Annotated in this window: 19 protein-coding genes and 1 pseudogene; 8 read left to right on the top strand and 12 right to left on the bottom strand. The window is 63.5% G+C overall.

Features of this window, described 5'->3' with window-relative positions:
- The 3 genes and pseudogenes from AC07X4_RS08925 to AC07X4_RS08915 all read right to left on the bottom strand — a co-directional run.
- A pseudogene (locus AC07X4_RS08925) lies at nt 1–113 on the bottom strand (cytidyltransferase); the annotation flags it as partial.
- A 31-nt stretch (nt 114–144) separates the two neighbouring features.
- Nucleotides 145–561, bottom strand: coding sequence for an SRPBCC family protein (locus AC07X4_RS08920; RefSeq protein WP_494739875.1), 417 nt, complete (start codon nt 559–561; stop codon nt 145–147).
- Between the two features lie 106 nt (nt 562–667).
- On the bottom strand, nt 668–1,255 hold the full coding sequence (locus AC07X4_RS08915) for an NADPH-dependent FMN reductase (protein ID WP_494739874.1): 588 nt from the start codon (nt 1,253–1,255) through the stop codon (nt 668–670).
- Between the two features lie 34 nt (nt 1,256–1,289).
- Between AC07X4_RS08915 and AC07X4_RS08910 the strand changes: the two genes are divergently transcribed.
- The 6 genes from AC07X4_RS08910 (at nt 1,290) to AC07X4_RS08885 (ending at nt 6,506) form a co-directional block, all read left to right on the top strand.
- Entirely contained in the window at nt 1,290–2,009 is a 720-nt protein-coding gene (locus tag AC07X4_RS08910; RefSeq protein WP_099731987.1) for a GntR family transcriptional regulator, read from the top strand.
- 357 nt (nt 2,010–2,366) lie between these two features.
- Entirely contained in the window at nt 2,367–3,227 is an 861-nt protein-coding gene (locus tag AC07X4_RS08905; protein ID WP_121942015.1) for a fumarylacetoacetate hydrolase family protein, read from the top strand.
- Nucleotides 3,228–3,324: 97 nt separating this feature from the next.
- Nucleotides 3,325–4,296, top strand: coding sequence for a Bug family tripartite tricarboxylate transporter substrate binding protein (locus AC07X4_RS08900; RefSeq protein ID WP_494739873.1), 972 nt, complete (start codon nt 3,325–3,327; stop codon nt 4,294–4,296).
- A 29-nt stretch (nt 4,297–4,325) separates the two neighbouring features.
- A complete protein-coding gene (locus AC07X4_RS08895; protein ID WP_056066523.1) occupies nt 4,326–4,904 on the top strand; it encodes an amino acid synthesis family protein in 579 nt (192 codons plus the stop codon).
- An 8-nt stretch (nt 4,905–4,912) separates the two neighbouring features.
- Complete coding sequence (locus AC07X4_RS08890) at nt 4,913–5,926, top strand: zinc-dependent alcohol dehydrogenase family protein (protein WP_494739872.1); 1,014 nt, start codon at nt 4,913–4,915, stop codon at nt 5,924–5,926.
- A gap of 4 nt (nt 5,927–5,930) precedes the next feature.
- Nucleotides 5,931–6,506, top strand: a complete 576-nt coding sequence (locus AC07X4_RS08885; protein ID WP_056746959.1) for a VOC family protein — start codon at nt 5,931–5,933, stop codon at nt 6,504–6,506.
- Between the two features lie 241 nt (nt 6,507–6,747).
- Here the strand turns inward: AC07X4_RS08885 and AC07X4_RS08880 are convergent, their stop codons facing one another.
- The 9 genes from AC07X4_RS08880 to AC07X4_RS08840 form a co-directional block, all read right to left on the bottom strand.
- Entirely contained in the window at nt 6,748–7,041 is a 294-nt protein-coding gene (locus AC07X4_RS08880) for a DUF4148 domain-containing protein (protein ID WP_015013846.1), read from the bottom strand.
- A gap of 317 nt (nt 7,042–7,358) precedes the next feature.
- Nucleotides 7,359–7,949 carry a DUF2894 domain-containing protein gene (locus AC07X4_RS08875; protein WP_494739871.1) on the bottom strand — a complete coding sequence of 197 codons (591 nt, stop codon included), beginning with the start codon at nt 7,947–7,949 and terminating at the stop codon, nt 7,359–7,361.
- Nucleotides 7,946–8,614 (bottom strand): OmpA family protein, encoded by a 669-nt coding sequence (locus AC07X4_RS08870; protein WP_288851983.1) that lies wholly within the window; start codon nt 8,612–8,614, stop codon nt 7,946–7,948. Before AC07X4_RS08870 ends, AC07X4_RS08875 begins: the two co-directional genes overlap by 4 nt.
- On the bottom strand, nt 8,611–11,280 hold the full coding sequence (locus tag AC07X4_RS08865; RefSeq protein ID WP_494739870.1) for a DUF802 domain-containing protein: 2,670 nt from the start codon (nt 11,278–11,280) through the stop codon (nt 8,611–8,613). Before AC07X4_RS08865 ends, AC07X4_RS08870 begins: the two co-directional genes overlap by 4 nt.
- A complete protein-coding gene (locus AC07X4_RS08860; protein ID WP_494739869.1) occupies nt 11,277–12,077 on the bottom strand; it encodes a DUF3348 family protein in 801 nt (266 codons plus the stop codon). The genes AC07X4_RS08865 and AC07X4_RS08860 overlap by 4 nt, the downstream gene beginning before the upstream one ends.
- Before the next feature lie 255 nt (nt 12,078–12,332).
- Nucleotides 12,333–13,610, bottom strand: a complete 1,278-nt coding sequence (gene boxA / locus AC07X4_RS08855; protein ID WP_494739877.1) for a benzoyl-CoA 2,3-epoxidase subunit BoxA — start codon at nt 13,608–13,610, stop codon at nt 12,333–12,335.
- A 148-nt stretch (nt 13,611–13,758) separates the two neighbouring features.
- On the bottom strand, nt 13,759–15,186 hold the full coding sequence (gene boxB / locus AC07X4_RS08850; protein WP_056746952.1) for a benzoyl-CoA 2,3-epoxidase subunit BoxB: 1,428 nt from the start codon (nt 15,184–15,186) through the stop codon (nt 13,759–13,761).
- Nucleotides 15,187–15,227: 41 nt separating this feature from the next.
- Nucleotides 15,228–16,898, bottom strand: coding sequence for a 2,3-epoxybenzoyl-CoA dihydrolase (gene boxC / locus AC07X4_RS08845; protein WP_494739868.1), 1,671 nt, complete (start codon nt 16,896–16,898; stop codon nt 15,228–15,230).
- A gap of 269 nt (nt 16,899–17,167) precedes the next feature.
- Nucleotides 17,168–18,109: a helix-turn-helix transcriptional regulator gene (locus tag AC07X4_RS08840; protein WP_295939800.1), complete on the bottom strand. Its 942-nt coding sequence runs from the start codon at nt 18,107–18,109 to the stop codon at nt 17,168–17,170.
- Nucleotides 18,110–18,300: 191 nt separating this feature from the next.
- On the opposite strand from AC07X4_RS08840, the gene AC07X4_RS08835 reads away from it, so the two are divergent.
- Together AC07X4_RS08835 and AC07X4_RS08830 are read left to right on the top strand one after the other, a co-directional pair.
- The gene (locus AC07X4_RS08835) at nt 18,301–18,768 is read left to right on the top strand and encodes a 4-hydroxylaminobenzoate lyase (protein ID WP_494739867.1); all 468 of its coding nucleotides are present in this window, start codon (nt 18,301–18,303) and stop codon (nt 18,766–18,768) included.
- Between the two features lie 56 nt (nt 18,769–18,824).
- Nucleotides 18,825–20,375 carry a 3,4-dehydroadipyl-CoA semialdehyde dehydrogenase gene (locus tag AC07X4_RS08830; RefSeq protein ID WP_494739866.1) on the top strand — a complete coding sequence of 517 codons (1,551 nt, stop codon included), beginning with the start codon at nt 18,825–18,827 and terminating at the stop codon, nt 20,373–20,375.
- Nucleotides 20,376–20,410: the final 35 nt, after the last annotated feature.

Below are 20,410 nucleotides of genomic sequence, written 5' to 3'. Positions count from 1 at the left end.
AGGTCAAAGTAGTGTGCATGCGTGATGGTGCGACCGCGCTGGCTGCGGTCGGGGTGGTCGAACACGGCCACTGACTGCAGCGCAGCGCGGATGCGGACCTCGGGCAGGTCGCATGTACGGGCAAGAGGCTCCGCGAGCTGGCCGCTATTGCGGCGCCAGCTTTGCGACCACGTGGCGAGAAAAGTTGTCCAGGATAGCCTGCCAGCCGGCTCGCTGCTGCTCTTCGGAGTGCGTTTGCTCCCCGTCGAATGTGACCGTAACTTTGACTCCGTCCGTGCTCTCGTTGAACTCAACGAGTCCTGCTCGATCCCCGAAGGCGTATTCGATGAGCTGGCACGGCACAACCTTGGTGTATTCACCTGCAAAGTCAAACCCGAATGAGCCGTCCTTCGCCTCCATGCGAGAGGAGAACTTGCCACCTGGCCGCAGATCCACCGACGAGGTGGTCGTGTGCCAGTCTGGGGACGCTGTATTCCATTGTTTGATGTCTTCGGGTGTTGTGTATGCCCGCCAGACTTCTTTCAACGGTGCGGCAACCACAGTTGAGACGGCGATCTTCATGAGCGAACTCCATTCGGGTGACCCGGCACATATTCAAAGATTGGATGCCGAGTCCAGCCCTATCGGCACTGGCCGCTAAAGCCCGGTCTTATTAGCGACTTCTGTCTCAGACTTGTTGGCTGCGCGCGGCGATCCACCGGATCTCCTCGACCAGCTCGTGCAATCCTGTTTGGATGATATCCAGAGTAGGCTTGTCCACTAAGTGACCGTCTTGTATGCGCGCGGCGACTCCAGCAATGGCGATGTGCTGCCGCACCAAGGGGCGTGCCAGTGTGGCTGCCAATGCGTCACGAATTTGGGCCTGTGCCCGCACTCCCCCTGCCGTGCCTGGCGACGCCGTCATGATGAGCGCGGGCTTGCCCTTGAGAGGAGATGCAAATCCCGGCCGTGAAGCCCAGTCGATCGCGTTCTTGAGTACCCCGGGTATGCCGTAGTTGTACTCAGGAGAACACAGTACCAGGCCATCCGCACGTTCAATGGCGTTCTTGAGCTGGACGACTGGAGGCGGTGGTTGCTCCCCATCCAGATCTGCGTTGTACATGGGGATCTCGTCGAGAGGGAACAACTCCAGTGTGGTTCCAGAAGGTAGCAGCGGCTGGAGGCTTCGCAGCACGGCAGTGCTGTGCGACGCGCGGCGGAGGCTTCCGGAGATGGCGAGGAGGCGGATAGGACGTGTCATCTGGTTGGTGTTCATTGAGATTCTTTCGTTCTTTCAATGTCTGAAGTTTATGCATAAAATTCAAAACATGTACAAAACAGACACATCCCCTCGCACCCCGCCCCTGGTGGATCAGGCCTTCGCGCAATTGCGCAGGGATGTGTTGAATGGCACCTACAGTCCAGGCGCCAAGCTCAAGCTCGATGAACTGCAAGCTGCCTACGGCTTTTCCAGCAGTCCATTGCGGGAGGCGCTGAGTCGTCTGGCCCAGGAGGGGTTGATCCGGGCAGATGAACGGCGAGGGTTTCGTGTAACGGCGATTTCTGCAGAGGACTTGGGCGACATCACGCGCATGCGTGTGATGCTTGATGTGCAGGCGCTGCGCGAATCGATTGCCCACGGTGACGACGTGTGGGAGGCGCAAGTAGTGGGGGCATTTCACCGCTTGGAGAAGGTAGAAGGCCGACTTAGCGATGGTCCGGTCGTTTTGGACCAAGGGTGGACGGACGTGCACACTGCCTTTCACATGGCACTGATTTCAGCCAGTCCATCAGAGCGCCTGCGGACGTGGAGTGCAAGCCTCTTCGACCAGGCGGAGCGTTACCGGCGGTTTTCAGCGCGCTTTCGCAAGACCTTTAAGCACAAATCCAGCGAGCACCGTAAGCTCATGGACGCTACGCTGCGGCGCGATGCAGATACCGCCTGTGCACTCTTGCAAGAGCACATCTTGAGTACCGAGCGCAATGTGCTCTCGGTGCTGAGCAAGCTGGAGCACGGTCAGGGAGGCTGACCCTCCACTGCCATTGCGAGCCAGAGCATGGTCTAGGTACAGGCATTTCGCCGGTTCCTGGGCAGCCCTGCCCCTCCTCATTCCTGGTCGCACCCGACTCGCGTGGTGCAGAGCCCGCATGCATCGCGCATGTGGGCTTTTTCGCTTCTGAGTTCCCCATTTCCGTTGTCTGCAAGTGCCTCTTCTTGCACAAGGGGCCAAGCAAGTTCCCTCAAATCGCTCGGTGTAAACCACTACGCATAATTTGTATTTTGTGCATAAAAATGCATTCATGCACTAGATTAGAAGATCCAGAAGTCCAAGTTCTGATCGTTGTGCCTTCTCAGATTCCTCTTTCATCCCTTTTCTAGGAAACCCATGAAACTGATGTCCTACTCAATCGCCGGCCGTGAAACCTGGGGTGCCGTCCTCGGTGACGGTGTTGCCGAACTGGCGATCCGAACCGGCCATGCCACGCTGGCTGGCTTCATCGCAAGCCCGGACTTCGCGCGCCGGGATGCGTTGGTGGCAGATCTCAAGGCCGACGCAAAGTTGGCTGAAGTGACGTTCCTGCCGGTGATTCCTCGCCCCGAAAAAATTGTCTGCGCGGTGCGCAACTACATGGATCACCACCAGGAGGTGCTCGCTGCTGGCATGCAGCGCGAGCTGTCCGAGCAGCCGCCGATCTTCTTGCGCGTGTGGCGTTCACAGACGCCACATCAAGGTCCGATCGTCCGTCCCCATGTTTCGGAGTCGCTGGATTGGGAGGGCGAGCTGGCCGTAGTGATTGGCAAGGAAGGTCGTGACATCAGCGAGGCGGACGCCTGGGCGCACATTGCAGGCTATAGCTGCTACAACGATGCCAGCGTGCGTGAGTGGCAGTTCCATGCCAAGCAGATCGCCTCCGGCAAAAACTTCGAATCCACTGGTGCTTTCGGTCCCTGGATGGTGACTGCAGACGAGATCGCGCCTGGTCGCGAACTCAAGCTGGAGACGCGTCTGAACGGCGTTGTGGTGCAGTCCAGCCATACAGGGCACATGATTTTTTCGATCCCCCGCCTGATTGCGTATGCCTCCACCATTTTTACGTTGGTCCCCGGTGACGTGATCATCACTGGCACTCCTGCCGGCGTGGGCTGGAGCAAGAAGCCGCCGCAGTTCATGAAACCTGGCGACGTCGTGGAAGTGGAGATTGAAGCCATCGGCGTGCTGCGCAATCCAGTGGTTGCGCAGGGCTGACCATCGTCTGGCGCCATTTACCCGTTCGATCTTCCATCCAGACCCTGCAAGGGTAGAGCAAGGCCCCACGCGGCCGCCGCCCACGGAGACAAACACCATGCAAAGAAGACACGTCCTGGCCGCCTGCAGCGCGGCCGCTCTTGGATGGTCGGCGCTGCCGGCCCTGGCCCAAGCCTATCCCGAGCGAGCGATCAAGCTCTATCAGGGGTTCGCTCCTGGTGGAAATGCGGACGCCATCGCCCGCGCTGTGGGCGCAGAGATGGCCAAAGCCTTGGGCCAGGCTGTGGTGGTGGAGGCACAGTCTGGAGCTGGCGGCACCATCGCCGCCACCACGGTAGCGCGGGCAAAGCCCGACGGGTACACGTTGCTGCTCGCCACCGGGGGGCATGCGGTGGCGGGCGCTCTCTACAACACGCTCCCCTACAAGTCTGTTGCGGACTTCGAGATGGTTTCCACGATCACCTTCTTTCCGTTCCTGGTGGTTGTCAACGCCAATTCGAAAGTCCAGAGCCTGCGTGAAGTCATCGCAAACGCGCAGGCCGCACCGGGATCGGTTGGCTACGGGACTGCGGGCGTGGGCTCAACCCACCATCTGGCGGGCGAGCTGCTGGCCAAGATGGCGCGAGTCAATCTTTTGCACGTTCCTTATCGGGGCGATGCTGCATCAATCACGGCGCTGCTGGCAGGCGATGTGCCATTCATCATCGCTCCGCCGACCGCGGTATTGACCAACATCCAGGCGGGGAAGCTGCGCGCCATCGCAACCACCGGCCCCCAAAGGTGGGCAGGCCTGCCCAATGTTCCCACCGTCGTGGAGCAAGGTGTGACGGGCTACGACGTGCGCTCGTGGGCCGGCCTTCTGGCGCCCGCAGGAACACCCCGACCGATCGTTGATCGCCTCAATGCGGAGGTGCTTCGTGCGCTACAAGCGCCTGCAGTACGGCAGCGTCTGGAGGACATGGGCGGCGAAGCGCGCGGTAGCACGCCCGAGGAAATGAAGGTCATGGTGAGCCACGAGATCGAAAAATGGCAGCAGGTAGTGGCTGATGCCAAGATTCCCAAACAATGACTCCAATCACCTTGTCGAAGGACTTTTGAATGAACTTGATCGCTATCCGCAAACGCAGCCTGACCATTGAAACGGTGTACCACGAGGGCGGACCACCCGTAGACACGCCGCTGCGTATCGCCTCTGCTTGCGCTGTGATTCGCAATCCTTACGCTGGCCGCTATGAGCCAGATCTGCTGCCCTTCATGGCCGAGCTGCGCACCCTCGGTACGATGCTCGCTGAAGAGCTGGTGGCTACGCTGGGCAAGGAAAAAGTACAGGCCTATAGCAAGGCAGCCATCGTCGGCGTGAATGGCGAGTTGGAGCATGGCGCCGTCTGGCATGAAGCGGGGGGCTGGGCAATGCGACAAGTGCTGGGTGAACCCAAAGCCATCGTGCCGTCGGCGAAGGCCGTGGCCGCTACGGGCTACCGCTTGATGGTGCCACTGCATTACATCCATGCGGCCTATGTCCGCAGCCATTTCAACAGTGCCGAGGTGGGGATCCAGGACGCGCCCCGCCCCGACGAAATCCTTTTCGCACTGGTGATGGCCGATGGCGGACGCGTCCACTCGCGCCTGGGCGGCCTGACGCGCGAGCAGGTGTCTGTACACGACGGCCAGCGCTGAGGTTAGACATGGCGACTTCTTCCACTGGCACGATGAAGGCCGTGCAGCTCCAGGTCACGGGTGGTCCGGAGGTTCTGTCTTTGGTGGACATCCCTGTACCTCATCCCGGACAGGGCCAGGTACGCGTCCGGGCTCATGCCATAGGCGCAGGTGGGCCGGACGTTCTGATTCGCAACGGTACTTACAAATGGATGCCCCCACTGCCCGCCGTGCCCGGCAATGAGCTGTCCGGTGTCGTCGATGCCATCGGTGAGGGCGTCACCCGCCTGTCTGTGGGTGATCGCGTGCTGGTCAGTGCACGAGAGTTGCCACAGCGCGGGGGCTGCTACGTGCAGGCGATCTGCGTGCCCGAAGTTGTGCCATTTGTGCTGCCTGAGAGCATTGCGTTCGAGGACGCGGTGAGTCTCGGTAACTTCCAGCTCGCACTGGCGCTGCTGGCCAGCAACGGCAACCTACCCGCTAAAGCGATCCTGATCCCCGGTGCAGCAGGTGGGGTTGCCACCGCGCTGGCCCAGGTGGCGCGCTCGCGAGGCCTGCGCGTCATCGGTACTGCATCAACCCCAGAAAAACGCCAGTTCGCCTTGGAAAACGGAGTTAGCGAACTTGTTGATGGCGATGTGCAGGCCCTGCCGCAACGCGTTATGGAGCTCACTGGGGGGCGTGGCGTCGATCTCGCTTTTGATCATGTGGGGGCGGCGCTGTTTATCGCCTGTCTGCGGTCGCTGGCCCCCTCAGGCATGGCGGTGTCGTACAACATCCTTGCAGGCCCACCATCGAGTGATGTGTTCGATGAGCTTCGCAAACTGCTCGCCAAGAGTCTGGCGATACGCACCTTCTCCATTCATGCGGTGGATGCCGATGTGGCTCAGCGCCGCAGCTTGATGGAGCAAGCCATTGCGCTCATGGCGAGTGGCCAGGTGCGTGCACCGCGTGCCATGCGCATGCCACTGGAAGAGGTTCGTCAGGCCCACGAGCTGTTGGACATCGGTGGCACGCTGGGCAAGCTGGTCCTCATTCCCTGAACCCATGGAGTCTCGCAACGTGAACCCACCCTATACCGCCAATCTCGCTCACTGTGGCATTTTTTGCCGTGACCTGGAGGTGATGAAGGCTTTCTATACCGGAGTGTTCGACATGCAGGAGACTGATCGTGGCGAGGGCGTGACCTTTCGCTTCGAGATCGTGTTTCTGAGCGGGCGCGGTGATCAGCACCACCAGTTGGTGCTGGCTGGAGGGCGGGGTGAAGATGCCCCGAGCACCGTGATGCAGCTGTCCTTCAAGGTCCAGACCATTGATCATCTGCGCGAGGCGCGTCGCCGCGCCTTGGCACTGGGCGCGTCGAAGATGCGCGGGCTTAACCACGGGAATGCGATATCCATTTACTGCATGGACCCGGAAGACAACACGGTGGAGGTTTATCTGGACACTCCTTGGTACGTGAGCCAGCCCCACGGTGATCCTTTGGACCTGGATCAGGATGACGAAGCCATCTGGGCCCAGACGGAGCGTGTGGTGCGTTCGGACCCCAGCTTTATGCCGGTATCCGAGTGGGCTGCGCAGTTTGCTGAACGACGCGCGGCATTGAAGGCCGGGAGCGCGTAGCGAACGCTCGTTTTTCGCGATGACGCGAAGGCTTTCGGCTTGGAGATGCAACAGGCGTTCGACGTTTTGCTTGTGTTCGCACGCAACAAAAAGGGCTCCCAGAGGGAGCCCGTTTTGCCTGCCCGCCCCTGCGGTTCAGTTAACACTCCCCATGACAGCAGCACCTGCACCGCGCGAAGTGCCACCACCCTGGGAAGTCCCGCAACTGCTTCAATCCAACCCAAGCAGTTGGTCTGCCAAATTACATGGCGCTGAATTCGCCCGAAGGGATCTGGCCGGTGCGCACGGCTTCGGCAGCCTGTGCACGCACGGCAGCGCGGTCAGCGGTGGACTTGTAGGTCACCACACGCGAGCCTGCGGGTTCCATGTTGTGGGTCTTGGCTTCCACTACAGCTTCGGCTTGCACTTCAGCGCGGGTGCGGTTCGTGTCGAACTTCAGGGCAAATTGCGAGCCATCGGCTTCATCGGCATGGGCGCCAAAAGCGGCGAAAGCGGCAACAGCGGCGACGGAGAGGAAACGGGCGGTCTTGTTCATGATGGAAATCCTTAAAAGCTAAAAAAGCGTCTCAAAAAAGCCGGGTCAAAAACCATTCCTGAACCGGGTTCGGTGAGTCGCCTTGCGGGTTCGGCTCATCGATGGGATGAACTGTACGCCGATGGTGTTCAGGGAAAAACCACCAAGTCGCAAACTAACTGTTCCAGTATTGAAAACAATGGCCTAGCCACGTACTGTGACGTTTCGCGTCAGCGGTTGGAGGCGCCGAAGCGCCAGTTTCCATCGCCCCGGGCGTTGGGCCGGGGACTACACAGCAGTGGTTTGTGCTCTGGTTGCAGGCCTGCGGATCTATCGGTCTATGGCTTGTTGCGTGTCTTGCGCACCGAACGCGGAGCGGGGCTTGTGGCTCGGGTGCTTGCCTGATCCAGCCACAGTAAGGTGTCCATTTGCGCCATGAAATGGCGCAGATAGTCGGGGGACAAGGAGCGCATCAGGTTCAGTGAGCGCAGCATCAGCTTGTGGGCGTTGAGTGGCCCGGCGTTCTCAGGCCCCCTGTGCAGGGCCTGCACCACCTGCTGCTCGGCGGCGATGTGCGACCAGACCTCGCTGAAATGGCGCACGCTTTTGAGCGCAGGCAATGGAGCGATGTCCATCGCAAAGGGGTCGTCCCTGGCGATGCTGCGCCGAGGGGTTCCCAGGGTTTGGTTCAGTTGTGCCAGCGCAGATACTGCAGGGGCGGGGCGTTGGTTGTCCTGAGATGGAGGTGTGTGGGGCGGGTTTTCGGGGTAGCTCGCCAGCGCCGTATCGAGCTTGTGCGCCAACAGCCGCTGCACGGCCGCTGATTGGCCGGGCAGGCGGCGCGCCAGGATCTCCAGGTAGTGAAAACGCGCGGGGTCGTTGTGGTGCGCGCCCGCTGCACGCAATGCCTCCAGACGGGGATCTGTCATGGTGCGCGGGGAGACTCGGTGGACCGGGTGTTGGCGGCCTTGGGGACTGGGGCCATCTCCACCCGGCGGTTTTGTGCACGGCCTTTTTCGTCGCTGTTGTCAGCCACGGGTTGTTCGGCGCCAAAGGCTGCGGCGAACACCTGGGACGATGGCATGCCTTCGTCAATCAGAGCCCGGGTCACGGTGAGTGCACGCTGGGCTGACAGCTCCAGGTTGTCCGCAAAACGCTTCTGGCTGCCGCGCAGCAGCGCGGTGTTGTCGGTGAAGCCGCTGACCATCAGCATTTCGTCGCGCTCCCGCAAGTAAACCCCCAACGGCTGAACCAGACTCTTGAGCAGTTGCCGTCCCTCGGCACGCAGTTCGTCCGAACCGGTGGCAAACAGCACGCTGCCGCTGATACCAATGCGCCCATTGTTCACCGTCACGCGCCCGCTGGCCAGCGGAATGGCCAAGGCCTTCTCAAGCGCCATGCGCCGCTGCTCTTCCATCTGGCGCTTTTGCACTTCCTGCTGCAGGCTGGCCACCAGGTCGATCTGCACCACCAGCACGCCCACGAGGATCAGTACAAACGCACCCAGCAGCCCCGCCATCAGATCGCCGAAGACGGCCCACACCGGTGCCGTCTGGTCGGTAGCATCATCCAGGGTGTCGTCCACGCCGGTCACGCGAGCACCCCTTGTTCTGCTGTGGCCTTGCCATGCAGTCGACGCAGGTCTTCCACGATGCCTTGTTGTGCGCTGATGCTCAGGTCAATCACCTCGCGGGCCTGCGCCACGTAGTACGCCAGCTGTTCGTCGCTGCGGCCCATGGACTCGCGAAGGGCGTCCTCCATGCCTTGCAGGCTCTCCACGAGCTTCTCGTTGCTGGCGCTGAACAGGCCGACGCCGTGCTGGAAGGATTCCCCCAGGCTGGACAACTCGATGGCGCTGGCCGCGACCTGCGCTGCCACTTCGTCCACCTTGCCCGCCTGTGCGCCCAGGGCCTGTGCAAACTGCTGGCCCGCCTGTTCGAGCACCTCGGCGGCGGAACCCACCAGTGCGTCAATGGCCGCGCGCTGCTGCACAGCGGCTTCGTTCACGGATTGCAGCAGGCTGCCCAGCTGCTGTGTCATGGCCGTGCGCTCGGCCAGTGCGAGGTTGTCGCGTTCGCCCAGGCGTGTCATTTCCTGTCGCAACTGGGTAATGACTTCGGCCGCCGCTTGCGGCACGTCGGAGGCGGTCTGCAGCAGGCGCGTCAGGGGGGCTTCCAGCGCAGCGCCCAGGGTGGCCAGGTGCTCTGCCACGGCGGCTTGCAGAGTATCCAGGCGGTCCACTGCCGCCTGTCCGCGCGCGGCTTCTGCATTGCGCAGGGTGGTCAGTTCCTCGCGCCACACCAGGGTCAGCGCATCCATGCGCTGACCCTGGGCTTGCACCCATTGCGCTTCGTTGTCGATGCGTGTGCGCAGCAGGGCGTCGGATTGCTCCATCAGCGCGGTGGCGCTGCCCAATGTACGGTCCACCTGGGCGTTCAGTCGCAGACTCACTTGCGTGGCGGTGTCTTCCAGGGTCTGCATCAGGGCGCGCTGTTGTTCCACGGTCTGTGTGGCTGCGCGCTGCCATTCAGCGCTGAGCGTGTGGGCCAGTCTCTCCAGGGACTGGCTCCAGCCTGCCAGCCGTTGCGCATCGGCGTCGCGCTGCGCCTGCTGAGCATCGGTGACGGTGCTTTGCAATGCAGCCAGCAAGGCCTCGGAGCGTTCTTCAAATGCGTTGTTGGCTGACTGCAGGCGGTGCTCCAGCTGCTGGGCTGCTTGGGCGAGTGCCGCGCCGGTTGTCTGGTGCTGTTCGGCAGTTTGTGCCCCCGCGCTTTGCCATTCGCCGCTGAGTTTCTGGGCCATCTGGTGCATGGACTGCGTCCAGTCGGCGAGCCGCTGCGTATCCGCAGCGCGCTGCGCACCGTGGGCTTCGGCTACCGTCGCCTGCAGTGTGGTGACCAGGGCTTCGGCCTGTTGTGCAAATGCCTGGGTGGTGGCTTGCAATTGCCGGTCCATCTGCTGTGCGGTGCGCTCCAAGGCCTGGCCCACCTCCTGCTGCTGGGCCAGCGTCTGGTTGCCCGCTTGATGCCATTCTCTGGCCATGTTGCGAGCCATGTCCTGCATGGAGTGCGCCCAGCCTTGCAGTCGCCGCTGGTCGGACTCCGCCTGGGCCGCCTGTTGCTGTGCAGCCGATACGTGCAGGGAGTCCACCAGCGTTTTCGATCGTTCGTCGAAAGTCTGCGTGAGCTTTTGCACTGCAACCTCAAACTGGGTGATCAGCGTGCCCTGTGTGTTCGACTGCTGGTCGAGCGCCTGGGCCCAGGTGTCGGCCACCTTGCGTGCTGTGCCCTCCCATTGCGCACTGAGGCTTTGCAGCTGCTGGCCTGTGTGCTCTCGCAGCCGCTCGTGGGTGCGCTGGGACTCTTGTGCCAGCGTCGCCATGGCCTGTTCCACCACCGGGCGCATGGCGGCGGTGGCCTGCTGGGCACTGGTGCTCAGGCTGTCTTGCAGCGATGTACCCACGGACTGCGCCAATTGGGTGTACGCGGCAGAGGCCTCTTGATGAAACCCCTGCTGTTGCGCCAGCAGCTGGTCGTTGAGCTGGCTGTGGCGGCGCTCCAGTCCTTCCATCATGGCTTGCAGGCGATCGGCAATCAGCGGCAGGGCCTGGGCCTGCGCTTGCAGGGCCAGCAAGGTGTCCTCACGCCGTTGCGCGGACGAGAAGGCACGGAATAGCGTGGGGATGCGCGCATCTAGCTGGCGCACCGCCTGCAGCCTCTCCCGGCGGCTCAGGGCGGACAACAGGCCCAGTGCGGCCGATGTGGCGACCCCCGCGACGGACGTGCCGAACGACAGACCCAGTCCCTTGATGGGCGCAGCCAGTGCATTGCGGATGGATTCCAGGTTGCCTGATGCCTCCAGGGCAAACACGGCGCCGTGGAATGTCACCACCATGCCCACGAAGGTGCCCAGCATGCCCAGCATGACCAGCAGCCCCACCAGGTAAGGCGTGAGTGCAGGTCCAGGCAGGGCTACACGCTCCCCTTCGATACGTTGGCGAACCGGGTGGCGCAGTGCGGGGTCGAGGCTTTCCAGCCAGGCATCCAGGGCAGGGTGCTCTTGATGGGCCTCTAGCGCAAGCGTCAGCGAGGCGGTGGCCGCGCGATAGCGCATCAGCTCCCAGGCTCCCAGCAGGTAGGTGGCGGCGATCATCACCGTCATTGCCAGTGCCAGCGGGCTGTGGCCCACAAAACCCCAGCCCACCCAGCCAGCGGCTGCAAGGCCCGCAGCGAAGATGGCTGTCATCACACTCTTGTTCATTCCTGTTGTCCTGTTGTGTCGTTCTGGGCTGCTTCCAGCAGTCCCGTGATCGGTTCCATGCGCGTTTGCAGCTCTGCGGCAAGTAGGGCCTGCATGTCGCGCTCGAAGGCCCACAGCCAGCCTCCGGCCTGCCGCCAGCGCGCAGGCTCATCGGCCAACCCTTGGGTGGTCAGCCTGTGCTGGTGTTGCCGGTGGCGGTGCGCCATACGGCGCTCCAGGTGTGCGGGTAGCAAGGCCCACAGCCGTTGTTCGCGCGGTGCCAGCATGCGCTCCATCACAGCGTCCAGCGCCGCCACCTGACGCAATCTGGGGGCGCCTTGTGCGATCGCCTGGCGCAACTGTGCCCGCAGGGGCTGCAGCCGCAGCTCCATCTGCTTTTGCAGGTCCAGATAGCGTGGCGCGTGGGTGGCGAAATCCGTGTCCACCCTCGGGTCGGGCAGTTCCACGGGGGTGTTGTCCGCCCGGGCCCGCAGTGGCTTGGGTGCAGTGGGCCTCGTGGCCAGCTGCACTTCGAGGTCGGCCCGAACCTTCGCTACCAGGCCGGCGAGTACCGTAATGTTCAGCGCCATTGCCGGGTGCGGTGCAGTGGCCGCTTGCGATGGCAGGTTCTCGATCGCGTGCAGCGCCCGGCTGAGCTGGACGGCGTCCACGGTTCCCAGCCATAGGCTCAGCTGCTCTGCCACATCGGGGGGCTTGGCTGCGGGTAGCGGAGGCGCGGCCCGCTCGCTGGCTTCCCGCGTCCATTGCTGGAGCAGGACCACGAGGCGTGAGCTGTTGAGTCGGTGGTGTTGGGTCATCCCGCGAAGGCTGTGCACTGGGTGGGCACGGCCGAGCGGGACGGTCCGGCGGCGCGTGCATCGGGGGAGGGAGTCCTCCCGAAGGCAAAGCCCGCTATTTTCGCAGGAACGACAGACCAGTCTGCCAGTCAGCCTCCGGCGTTGCAGCTGTTACACAAGGGAAAGGGCTCCATGCAGCGCCCCGAGGCCCTGCCAATGGGCCTTTTTGGGGGACGCCATGGCTTGATTTTGGCTCAGGTCGATGCCATTCCCGCCTCAGTACGTCTCCAGATGCAGTCGCCCTTCGCGCTGAAGCGTCCCACCCAGGGCGTCCCAGCTCAGCCCCGCCTCCTGGGCGATGTCACGCAGCGCCATCACCACGCCTTCTTCCATGCCCTTGAGGCCGCAGACGTAGAAGTGGCTGTTGTCATCGCGCAGCAAGGCCAGCAGGTCGGCGGCGCGCTCGCGCATCAGGTCTTGCACATAGCGCTTGGGCTGCCCGGGCGTGCGTGAGAAAGCCAGGTTGATGTCGATGAAATCCTTGGGCAGGCTTTGCAGGGGGCCGAAGTAGGGCAGTTCCTGCTGCGTGCGTGCGCCGAAGAACAGCAAGAGCTTGCCGCCCTCAAACTTGCCGCTGTTGCGTAGCCTGCGCCGCCACTCGGTCATGGCGCGCATGGGAGCGCTGCCGGTGCCGGTGCAGATCATCACGATGTGCGATCGCGGATGGTTGGGCATGAGGAAGCTGCTGCCGAACGGCCCCACCACCTGCACCTTGTCGCCTACCTTCAGATCGCAAACGTAGTTGGAGGCAACGCCTCGCACAGGGTTGCCATCGTGGTCCACGGTCACGCGCTTCACGGTCAGCGCCAAGTTGTTGTAGCCGGGGCGTTCGCCGTTGCGCGGGCTGGCCACCGAGTATTGGCGCGCGTGATGGGGTTTGCCCAGCGCATCGGCGCCCGGCGGGATGATGCCAATCGATTGCCCTTCCAGCACGGGGAACGGCATGCTGCCGAAATCGAGCATCACATGGTGGGTCTCGCTCTCATAACCCGCCTCGGTGCAATTGAAGTTCCCGACCACGGTGGCCGTGGTCGGGTTTTTGGGCGGAAAAAGATTGGTGTAGGGATGGGCTGCAGACCAGGGCGGTACCGTGGCTCCGTACTGGGCGGAGCGAAACACCTGCGTGCCCGGCTCAGCAGGCGCTTCGGGGGCTTGCTGCAGCGCCGTTACCTCTGTGGCGGGCTCTCCGCCTGCTGCGACCAGTTCATGGGGGGCAAGCTCGCCCGGCAGTTCTTCCCAGCTGAACTGTTCCTCAACGGTGTAGGCGCGAGCCACTGGCACCGCACGCCAGTTGTCGATGGAACCCGTGGGGCAGGGCGAGATGCAGGCCATGCAGCCGTTGCACACATCGGCTCGCACCACGTAGTTGTTGTCGTCGTGCGTGATCGCGTTGACCGGACAGGTGGCCTCGCAGGTGTTGCAGCGAATGCAGATCTCCGGGTCGATCAGATGCTGCTTCAGGATGCCGTTGTCGATCAGCGTGTGGGTGTCCATATTCATTCTTCGAGCAATATCCGGCTACCAGTGCTGGGACCTTGCATACAGTGGAGGCATTCGGTGTGCCACAACGCAGAGCCCGCTTCGCCGGGCCGCTCGTGCCATCTTGCCAGGGGCGAATGCGGCACGGGCAACTCAGCGGCGATCAATTAAAACGCACGTACTCAAAATCCACCGGCTGGCGGTTGATGCCCATGACGGGGGGCGCGATCCAGCCGGCGAACTTGCCCGGCTCGACCACACGGCCCATCAACGACGCCACAAACGCGAAGTCTTCGGGCGTGGGCAGCCATTCGGCCTTGCGTGCGGTCCATTCTGCCTCGCTCACCACGCGGCCGTCGGGCGACATCTTGATGCCCGCCAGCGCGCCGATCTGGCGATTGAAGGCCTTGTGGGGGACCACCAGGCGGGTGGGGACGCCCGCCTTCTCCAGCACCTTGTTCCAACGGCCCACGCCCGCCATGGAGTCCTTGATGAAGTCGTCGCGCAGCACTTCGTTCAGCGCGTTGAGCATGGGCACTTCTTTTTCCAGCAGCTGTCCGTCCTTGACCTCCAGCACCTTGTACGTCTGGCCCTTGAGCACATGATCGTCCGTGCGTTTTCCTTCTTCGTAGCGACCCTTGAGGCCCGAGCTGTAGAACGTGGCGGCGTTGCTCGACTGGTCGGCGCCGAACAGGTCGATGGTCACGCTGTAGTGGAAGTTGAGGTAGCGCTGGACGGTGGGCAGGTCGATGGCGCCAGCAGCACGCACCTTGGCAGGGTCGTCGGTCTTGAGGTCGTTCATCACCTGTGCGGTGCGCGACAGCACACGCGAGATGCCGCTTTCGCCCACAAACATGTGGTGGGCCTCTTCGGTCAGCATGAACTTGGTGGTGCGCGCCAGCGGGTCAAAAGCGCTCTCTGCCAGGGCCGAGAGCTGGAACTTGCCGTCACGGTCAGTGAAGTAGGTGAACATGAAAAACGCCAGCCAATCCGGCGTCTTTTCATTGAACGCGCCCAGGATGCGCGGGTTGTTCTCGTCGCCGGACTGGCGCTGCAGCAGCGCTTCGGCCTCCTCGCGGCCGTCGCGGCCGAAGTGCTTGTGCAGCAGGTACACCATGGCCCACAGGTGGCGGCCCTCTTCCACATTGATCTGGAACAGGTTGCGCAGGTCGTACATGCTGGGCGCTGTCAGGCCCAGGTGGCGCTGCTGCTCGACCGAGGCAGGCTCCGTGTCGCCCTGGGTCACGATGATGCGGCGCAGATTGGCGCGGTGCTCGCCGGGCACGTCCTGCCAGGCTTTTTCGCCCTTGTGGTCGCCAAAGTGGATCTCGCGGTTGCTGTCGCCTGGGTTCAAAAAGATGCCCCAGCGGTAGTCGCGCATCTTCACGTGGCCGAACTGGGCCCAGCCGTTCGGGTCCACGCTCACGGCGGTACGCAGATAGACCTCATGGTTGGTGGAGCCCTCGGGACCCACGTCGTCCCACCAGTTGATGAAGTTGGGCTGCCAGCCTTCTAGCGCGCGCTGCAACGTGCGGTCTTCGCCCAGGTTCACGTTGTTGGGAATCTTCTCGCTGTAGTTGATGCTGCTCATGGGGTGCTCCTCTGGATGGAAATCGAATGCAGGGCAGGGGGTCAGACGCGCGTCTGGTCAAACCCGGCCTTCTGGCCGGTGCCGTAAACCTTGAGCGCGCCCTTCTCGCCCACGGCGTTGGGGCGGTTGAAGATCCAGTTCTGCCACGCGGTCAGGCGCCCGAAGATGCGGGTGTTCATGTTCTCCCTGCTGGCAAAGCGCAGGTTGGCCTCCAGGCCGGTCAGCGCATCGGGCGACATGGCGGCGCGTTCTTCAATGGCGATACGGATTTCGTCGGCCCAGTCGATGTCGTCGGGGGCTGCCGTGACCAGGCCCAGCGCCAGTGCGCTGTCTGCTTCCAGCGGCCGGCCCGCGGCAGCGCGGACCGCTTCCAGCGGGCCCGCCTCTTCATAGAAGCGGCGCTGCAAGCGGCTTTGGTCATTCACCATGGGCAGCAGGCCAAAGTTGAATGCGTTCAGGGTGAGCGTTGGGGCCTGCTCTGGCGCGTCGGGCAGGGCCAGCATGTAGGTGCGGTCTGCCGCTAAGGCCAGTTCTGCGAGGGTGCCGGCAAAAGCCGATCCCGTCTCGATCAGCGCGAAGAGGCTGCGTGAGGACACATCCAGACGGGCAAACGTACGTCGCAGCGCACCGATGGTCTCGCGCACCAGCCAGTGGTCCTGATGCGCGAGCAAGATGGCATCGCTGGCCAGCACCGCCTGCGCATCCCCTTCTGTCTTCAGCAGCCAGGTGCCAATGTCCAGTTCGTTGGTGCGTAGGTTCAGGATGGCGTCGTCCAGCTCGCGGGCCAGTGCCAGCGGCCACCAGGCGGCGCCCGCTGCTTCAATGGCGGCCGTGTCTGCGGGTTGCGCCCCTTGAGGTGCCTTGATGCACAGCGTGGCTGTGCGCCGTGCGCGGTCGATGTCCACCGTCACGTGCTGGTAGCGCATGCCGTCGGCATGGTCCTGCCGCTCCACGCGGGGCAGGGCAATGCCTTGTGCGCCGCTGGGGCGGGTGCTTGTCTGCGCATGGGCAGTGGCGCGCTCTTGCACCGTGGCTGCAAATTGCGCGGGCTTGGCAATACGGTCTACCAGGCGCCAGTCCACCGCGCGCTGGCCACGCACACCCTCCACGCTGGTACAGAAGATGTCGGCCAAGTCGTGCCGCACGCGGCGCTTGTCCGTGACGCGTGTCAGCCCACCGGTGCCGGGCAGTACGCCCAGCAAAGGCACTTCGGGCAGCGATACGGCAGACGACCGGTCATCGACCAGGATGATTTCATCGCACGCCAGTGCCAGCTCGTAGCCGCCGCCTGCACAGGCGCCATTCACGGCCGCAATGAACTTGAGGCCTGAGTGTTTGGAGGAGTCTTCAATGCCGTTGCGCGTTTCGTTGGTGAACTTGCAGAAGTTGACCTTCCAGGCGTGGCTGGATACCCCCAGCATGAAGATGTTGGCGCCCGAGCAGAAGATGCGGTCCTTGCCACTGGTGACGATGACGCTGCGCACGCTGGGGTGCTCGAAGCGGATGCGGTTGAGCGCGTCATGCAGCTCAATGTCCACCCCCAGGTCGTAGCTGTTGAGCTTGAGCTTGTAGCCAGGACGAATCCCGCCGTCCTCCGCAATGTCAAGGGACAGCCGTGCAATGGCACCCTCGACCGACAAGGTCCAGTGGCGGTACTGCGTGGGATCAGTGCGGTAGTCAACGCGTTCGGGAACGTGGGTGAGGTCTGCCATGAGGTCTCCGTGGAGAATTAATGCAATATAGTGCTTATGACTTGTTATTGATGTGCATCATCATGCATGTTGTTCGGTATGTCAATGCATTTTTTTGCCGATGGCAGTCGGGCGGATGTGCAGCGTCGCTGAGGGTTGCGCAGGGGTGTGAGGGGGCGAACTGCACAGGCCACCGTGGCGGTGGCGCTGTGCGGTGCCGGGATGGGCGTGGGCGTGGGCGCTGCGGCGCCCGTGTCCGGGCTGCAGCCGCTCAGGGGGAGTGCGGGGTTTTACGCCGCCCGGGCCATGGCCTTGCGCACACTGGCACTCAGGGCTTGCAGGCTTTGCTCGGGCGTCTGGCCGGAGGTATCTACCGTGATTTCGGCCTTGGAGTAAAAAGCAGCGCGCCCGTCCAGGATGCGCTTGAGATCGTCCATGGCCTCTTTGCTGGCGGCCATCGGGCGCATGTCGCCCTGGGCGACCACGCGCCCCATGTGTTCCTCGGGCGCGGCCCGCAACCACACGGTGGTGCAGTGGGCCAGCAGCTCGTTGAAAGTGGCGGGGTCCGACACAATGCCGCCCGGCGTGGCAATGACCACCTCGCTGTGGATCTGTATCGTTTCTTCCAGCGCCCTGCGCTCGTAGCGGCGGTAGGCGGTGGTGCCGTACAGGTCGTGGATTTCGCGCACGCTGCACCCGGCGAGGGCCTCGATGGCGCGGCTCAGTTCAATGAACGGCACGTCCAGCTCGCGCGCCAGCAAAGGCCCTAGGGTGGATTTGCCAGCCCCCCGCAGACCCACCAGCGCGATGCGGCGGTGCCTTGCGGTGTCGTTGTGCCCTCCGCTCAGCAGCTCGTGCAGCGCCAGGCGCGCGCGGCGCAGTTCGGGCTCGCTGCGGTGTTCCAGCAATTCGCGGATCAGCAGCCATTCGGGCGATTGCGTCGTGAAGTCACCCACCAGCTCCGCCAGCGAGCAGTGCAGGGCATGGGCCACCTGCTGCAGCACCAGGATGGAGGCGTTGCCGGTGCCGTACTCCAGGTTGGCCAGATGGCGCTCCGACACATCGGCAGCCACGGCCACTGCCTTGCGGGTCAGGCCCCGCTGCGCACGCAGGTTGCGAACGCGCTCGCCCAGCGCCACCAGCAGGGGGTTCTTGGGCTCCTCGGCCGATGGCGGCGCACCCTCCTGCGCGGAGGCGGGGGCCAGCAGCCCCGCCGTTTCTGTTTCATTCATACCCATCCTTTTCATGGAGCGCCCTGGTCTTCTCAGGGAAAACGCCATTCATGCACTATAGTGCTTGACATGGATCTTTGAGATAACTATGGTTCATAAATTGGCAAAATACTGCATGTTTTGGATGCGCGCAAGGCGGTGGATCAAAAACGGTGCAGATTGGGCCCCGACTCTAGCTGCACCCACTGCCCATGTCCGACAAAACTGCATTTCACCAAGCCCTGGTTGATGTGACCGCCCAGCTCGCTGGCAAACCCCTGGATGCCGCTCTGGCGCAATGGCTGAACACCGCGCACGGCCCCACCAGTGCGACCTACCAGCGCTTGCGGGAGGCGTGCATTCAGGGCGCACGTGAAGGCGGGCTGTGTGAACGCGAAGGCGGCGGCATCCGCTATGGCCGTGTGTTCAAGCCCGAAGATGCCTTGCACCGGTTTTCTGTGGACGTGGTGGACATGCAAAACATTGCTGGCCCCCACCACACCCACCCGCAGGGCGAAATCGATTTGATCATGCCACTGGAGGGCGATGCGTTGTTTGACGGCCACCCTGCCGGCTGGTGCGTCTACCCGCCCGGCAGTGCCCACCACCCTACGGTGGCGCGCGGCAGGGCGCTGGTTTTGTACCTGTTGCCCGAGGGGCAGATCCAGTTCACACGCTAGGGCTGGCGCCTGCGCTGCTCCCCCCATGGACCCTCTTGCTTTGAAAGAACGCCTGCATGATTGAATTGCTCGCCAACCACGTTGCCGGCCGCTGGCAACACGGAACGGGGCCTGGCACTGAGCTGCGCGATCCTGTGCTGGGCACCGCCCTGGTGCGGGTGGACGCCACGGGGTTGAATCTGCCCGAGGCCTTTGCGTTTGCCCGCGAACAGGGGGGAGCTGAGCTACGCGCTGCCACCTATCGTGAGCGGGCCGCCATGCTCGGCGCGGTCGCCAAGGTGCTGCAGGCGCACCGCGACAGCTATTACGACATCGCCACCGCCAATTCCGGCACCGTCAAGACGGACTCTGCGGTGGACATCGACGGCGGCATCTTCACGCTCGGCCAATACGCCAAATGGGGTGAGGCGCTGGGCGATGTGCGCGTGCTGCGTGACGGGGATGCCGTCAGGCTGGGCAAGGAACCGGTCTTTCAGTCGCAGCACCTGCAGGTGCCGAGGCCAGGGGTGGCGCTGTGCATCAACGCGTTCAACTTTCCCGCCTGGGGGCTGTGGGAAAAAGCCGCGCCCGCCTTGTTGTCGGGCATGCCGGTCATCGTCAAGCCCGGCACATCCACGGCGTGGCTGACCCAGCGCATGGTGCAGGACGTGGTGAACGCGGGGGTGTTGCCCGCCGGCGCGCTGTCGATCATCGCGGGAAGCTCGGCGGGCCTGATGGATGCGCTGCAACCCTTTGATGTGATGTCGTTCACCGGCTCTGCCGAGACGGCGGGCGTTGTCCGCGCGCATCCGGCGGTGGCGCAGCGTTCGGTGCGCGCCAACATCGAGGCGGACAGCCTCAATGCCGCGCTACTGATGCCCGACGCAGAGCCGGGCGGCGCCGCCTTTGACTTGCTGGTGCGCGAAGTCGTCCGTGAGATGACCGTCAAGTCCGGCCAGAAGTGCACCGCGATCCGCCGCATCCTCGTCCCCGCTGCGTCGTACGCTGCGGTGGCGGAGGCTGTCAGCGCCCAGCTGGCCCGCGTGGTGGTGGGCAGCCCCCGCAACCCGGAAGTGCGCATGGGCTCGCTGGTCAGCCGCGCCCAGTTCGATGGGGTGCAGGCAGGCATTGCCGCCCTGGGGGGCCATACCGACCTTGTGTATGACGGCCGAACGCGGCCGCTGGTCGATGCCGACCCTGCAGTGGCCGCCTGCGTCGGCCCGGTGATGCTGGGCGCGCGCGATGCCGACAAGGCCTCCATCGTTCATGACGTGGAGGTTTTTGGACCGGTGGCCACCTTGCTGCCCTACAACGACCTGCCCCATGCGCTGGCCCTTGCGCAGCGTGGCCAGGGCTCGCTGGTGACCTCGCTCTATGGCTCCGACGACAAGGCCCTGGCCCAGGCCGCCATTGCGCTGGCTGCGAGCAATGGCCGTGTGCATGTGGTGACGCCGGCAGTGGCCACTGCGCACACGGGCCACGGCAATGTCATGCCTATGTCGCTGCATGGCGGGCCCGGCCGGGCTGGTGGTGGTGCCGAGCTGGGCGGCTTGCGGGCGCTGGACTTCTACCACCAGCGCAGTGCGGTGCAGGCCAGCCCAGAAGTGCTCGCGGCGCTGGGCTGCTGACCCCTCAGCCCCACCCCCAAACGACAACACCATCG

This window comes from Acidovorax sp. GW460-11-11-14-LB4, from assembly GCF_059423685.1.
Note: the sequence above shows the minus strand (reverse complement) of the source record. Positions and strands in the feature narration are given on the sequence as shown.

Bases quoted from the DNA above. Each gene is read 5' to 3' on its own strand.
- AC07X4_RS08895 (WP_056066523.1), top strand. From the start codon at position 4,326: ATGAACTTGATCGCTATCCGCAAACGCAGCCTGACCATTGAAACGGTG.
- AC07X4_RS08900 (WP_494739873.1), top strand. From the start codon at position 3,325: ATGCAAAGAAGACACGTCCTGGCCGCCTGCAGCGCGGCCGCTCTTGGA.
- AC07X4_RS08920 (WP_494739875.1), bottom strand. From the start codon at position 561: ATGAAGATCGCCGTCTCAACTGTGGTTGCCGCACCGTTGAAAGAAGTC.
- boxB (WP_056746952.1), bottom strand. From the start codon at position 15,186: ATGAGCAGCATCAACTACAGCGAGAAGATTCCCAACAACGTGAACCTG.
- AC07X4_RS08875 (WP_494739871.1), bottom strand. From the start codon at position 7,949: ATGACAGATCCCCGTCTGGAGGCATTGCGTGCAGCGGGCGCGCACCAC.
- AC07X4_RS08865 (WP_494739870.1), bottom strand. From the start codon at position 11,280: ATGAACAAGAGTGTGATGACAGCCATCTTCGCTGCGGGCCTTGCAGCC.
- AC07X4_RS08860 (WP_494739869.1), bottom strand. From the start codon at position 12,077: ATGACCCAACACCACCGACTCAACAGCTCACGCCTCGTGGTCCTGCTC.
- AC07X4_RS08840 (WP_295939800.1), bottom strand. From the start codon at position 18,109: ATGAATGAAACAGAAACGGCGGGGCTGCTGGCCCCCGCCTCCGCGCAG.
- boxC (WP_494739868.1), bottom strand. From the start codon at position 16,898: ATGGCAGACCTCACCCACGTTCCCGAACGCGTTGACTACCGCACTGAT.
- AC07X4_RS08915 (WP_494739874.1), bottom strand. From the start codon at position 1,255: ATGAACACCAACCAGATGACACGTCCTATCCGCCTCCTCGCCATCTCC.
- AC07X4_RS08910 (WP_099731987.1), top strand. From the start codon at position 1,290: ATGCATAAAATTCAAAACATGTACAAAACAGACACATCCCCTCGCACC.
- AC07X4_RS08880 (WP_015013846.1), bottom strand. From the start codon at position 7,041: ATGAACAAGACCGCCCGTTTCCTCTCCGTCGCCGCTGTTGCCGCTTTC.
- AC07X4_RS08905 (WP_121942015.1), top strand. From the start codon at position 2,367: ATGAAACTGATGTCCTACTCAATCGCCGGCCGTGAAACCTGGGGTGCC.
- AC07X4_RS08885 (WP_056746959.1), top strand. From the start codon at position 5,931: ATGGAGTCTCGCAACGTGAACCCACCCTATACCGCCAATCTCGCTCAC.
- AC07X4_RS08890 (WP_494739872.1), top strand. From the start codon at position 4,913: ATGGCGACTTCTTCCACTGGCACGATGAAGGCCGTGCAGCTCCAGGTC.
- AC07X4_RS08835 (WP_494739867.1), top strand. From the start codon at position 18,301: ATGTCCGACAAAACTGCATTTCACCAAGCCCTGGTTGATGTGACCGCC.
- boxA (WP_494739877.1), bottom strand. From the start codon at position 13,610: ATGGACACCCACACGCTGATCGACAACGGCATCCTGAAGCAGCATCTG.
- AC07X4_RS08830 (WP_494739866.1), top strand. From the start codon at position 18,825: ATGATTGAATTGCTCGCCAACCACGTTGCCGGCCGCTGGCAACACGGA.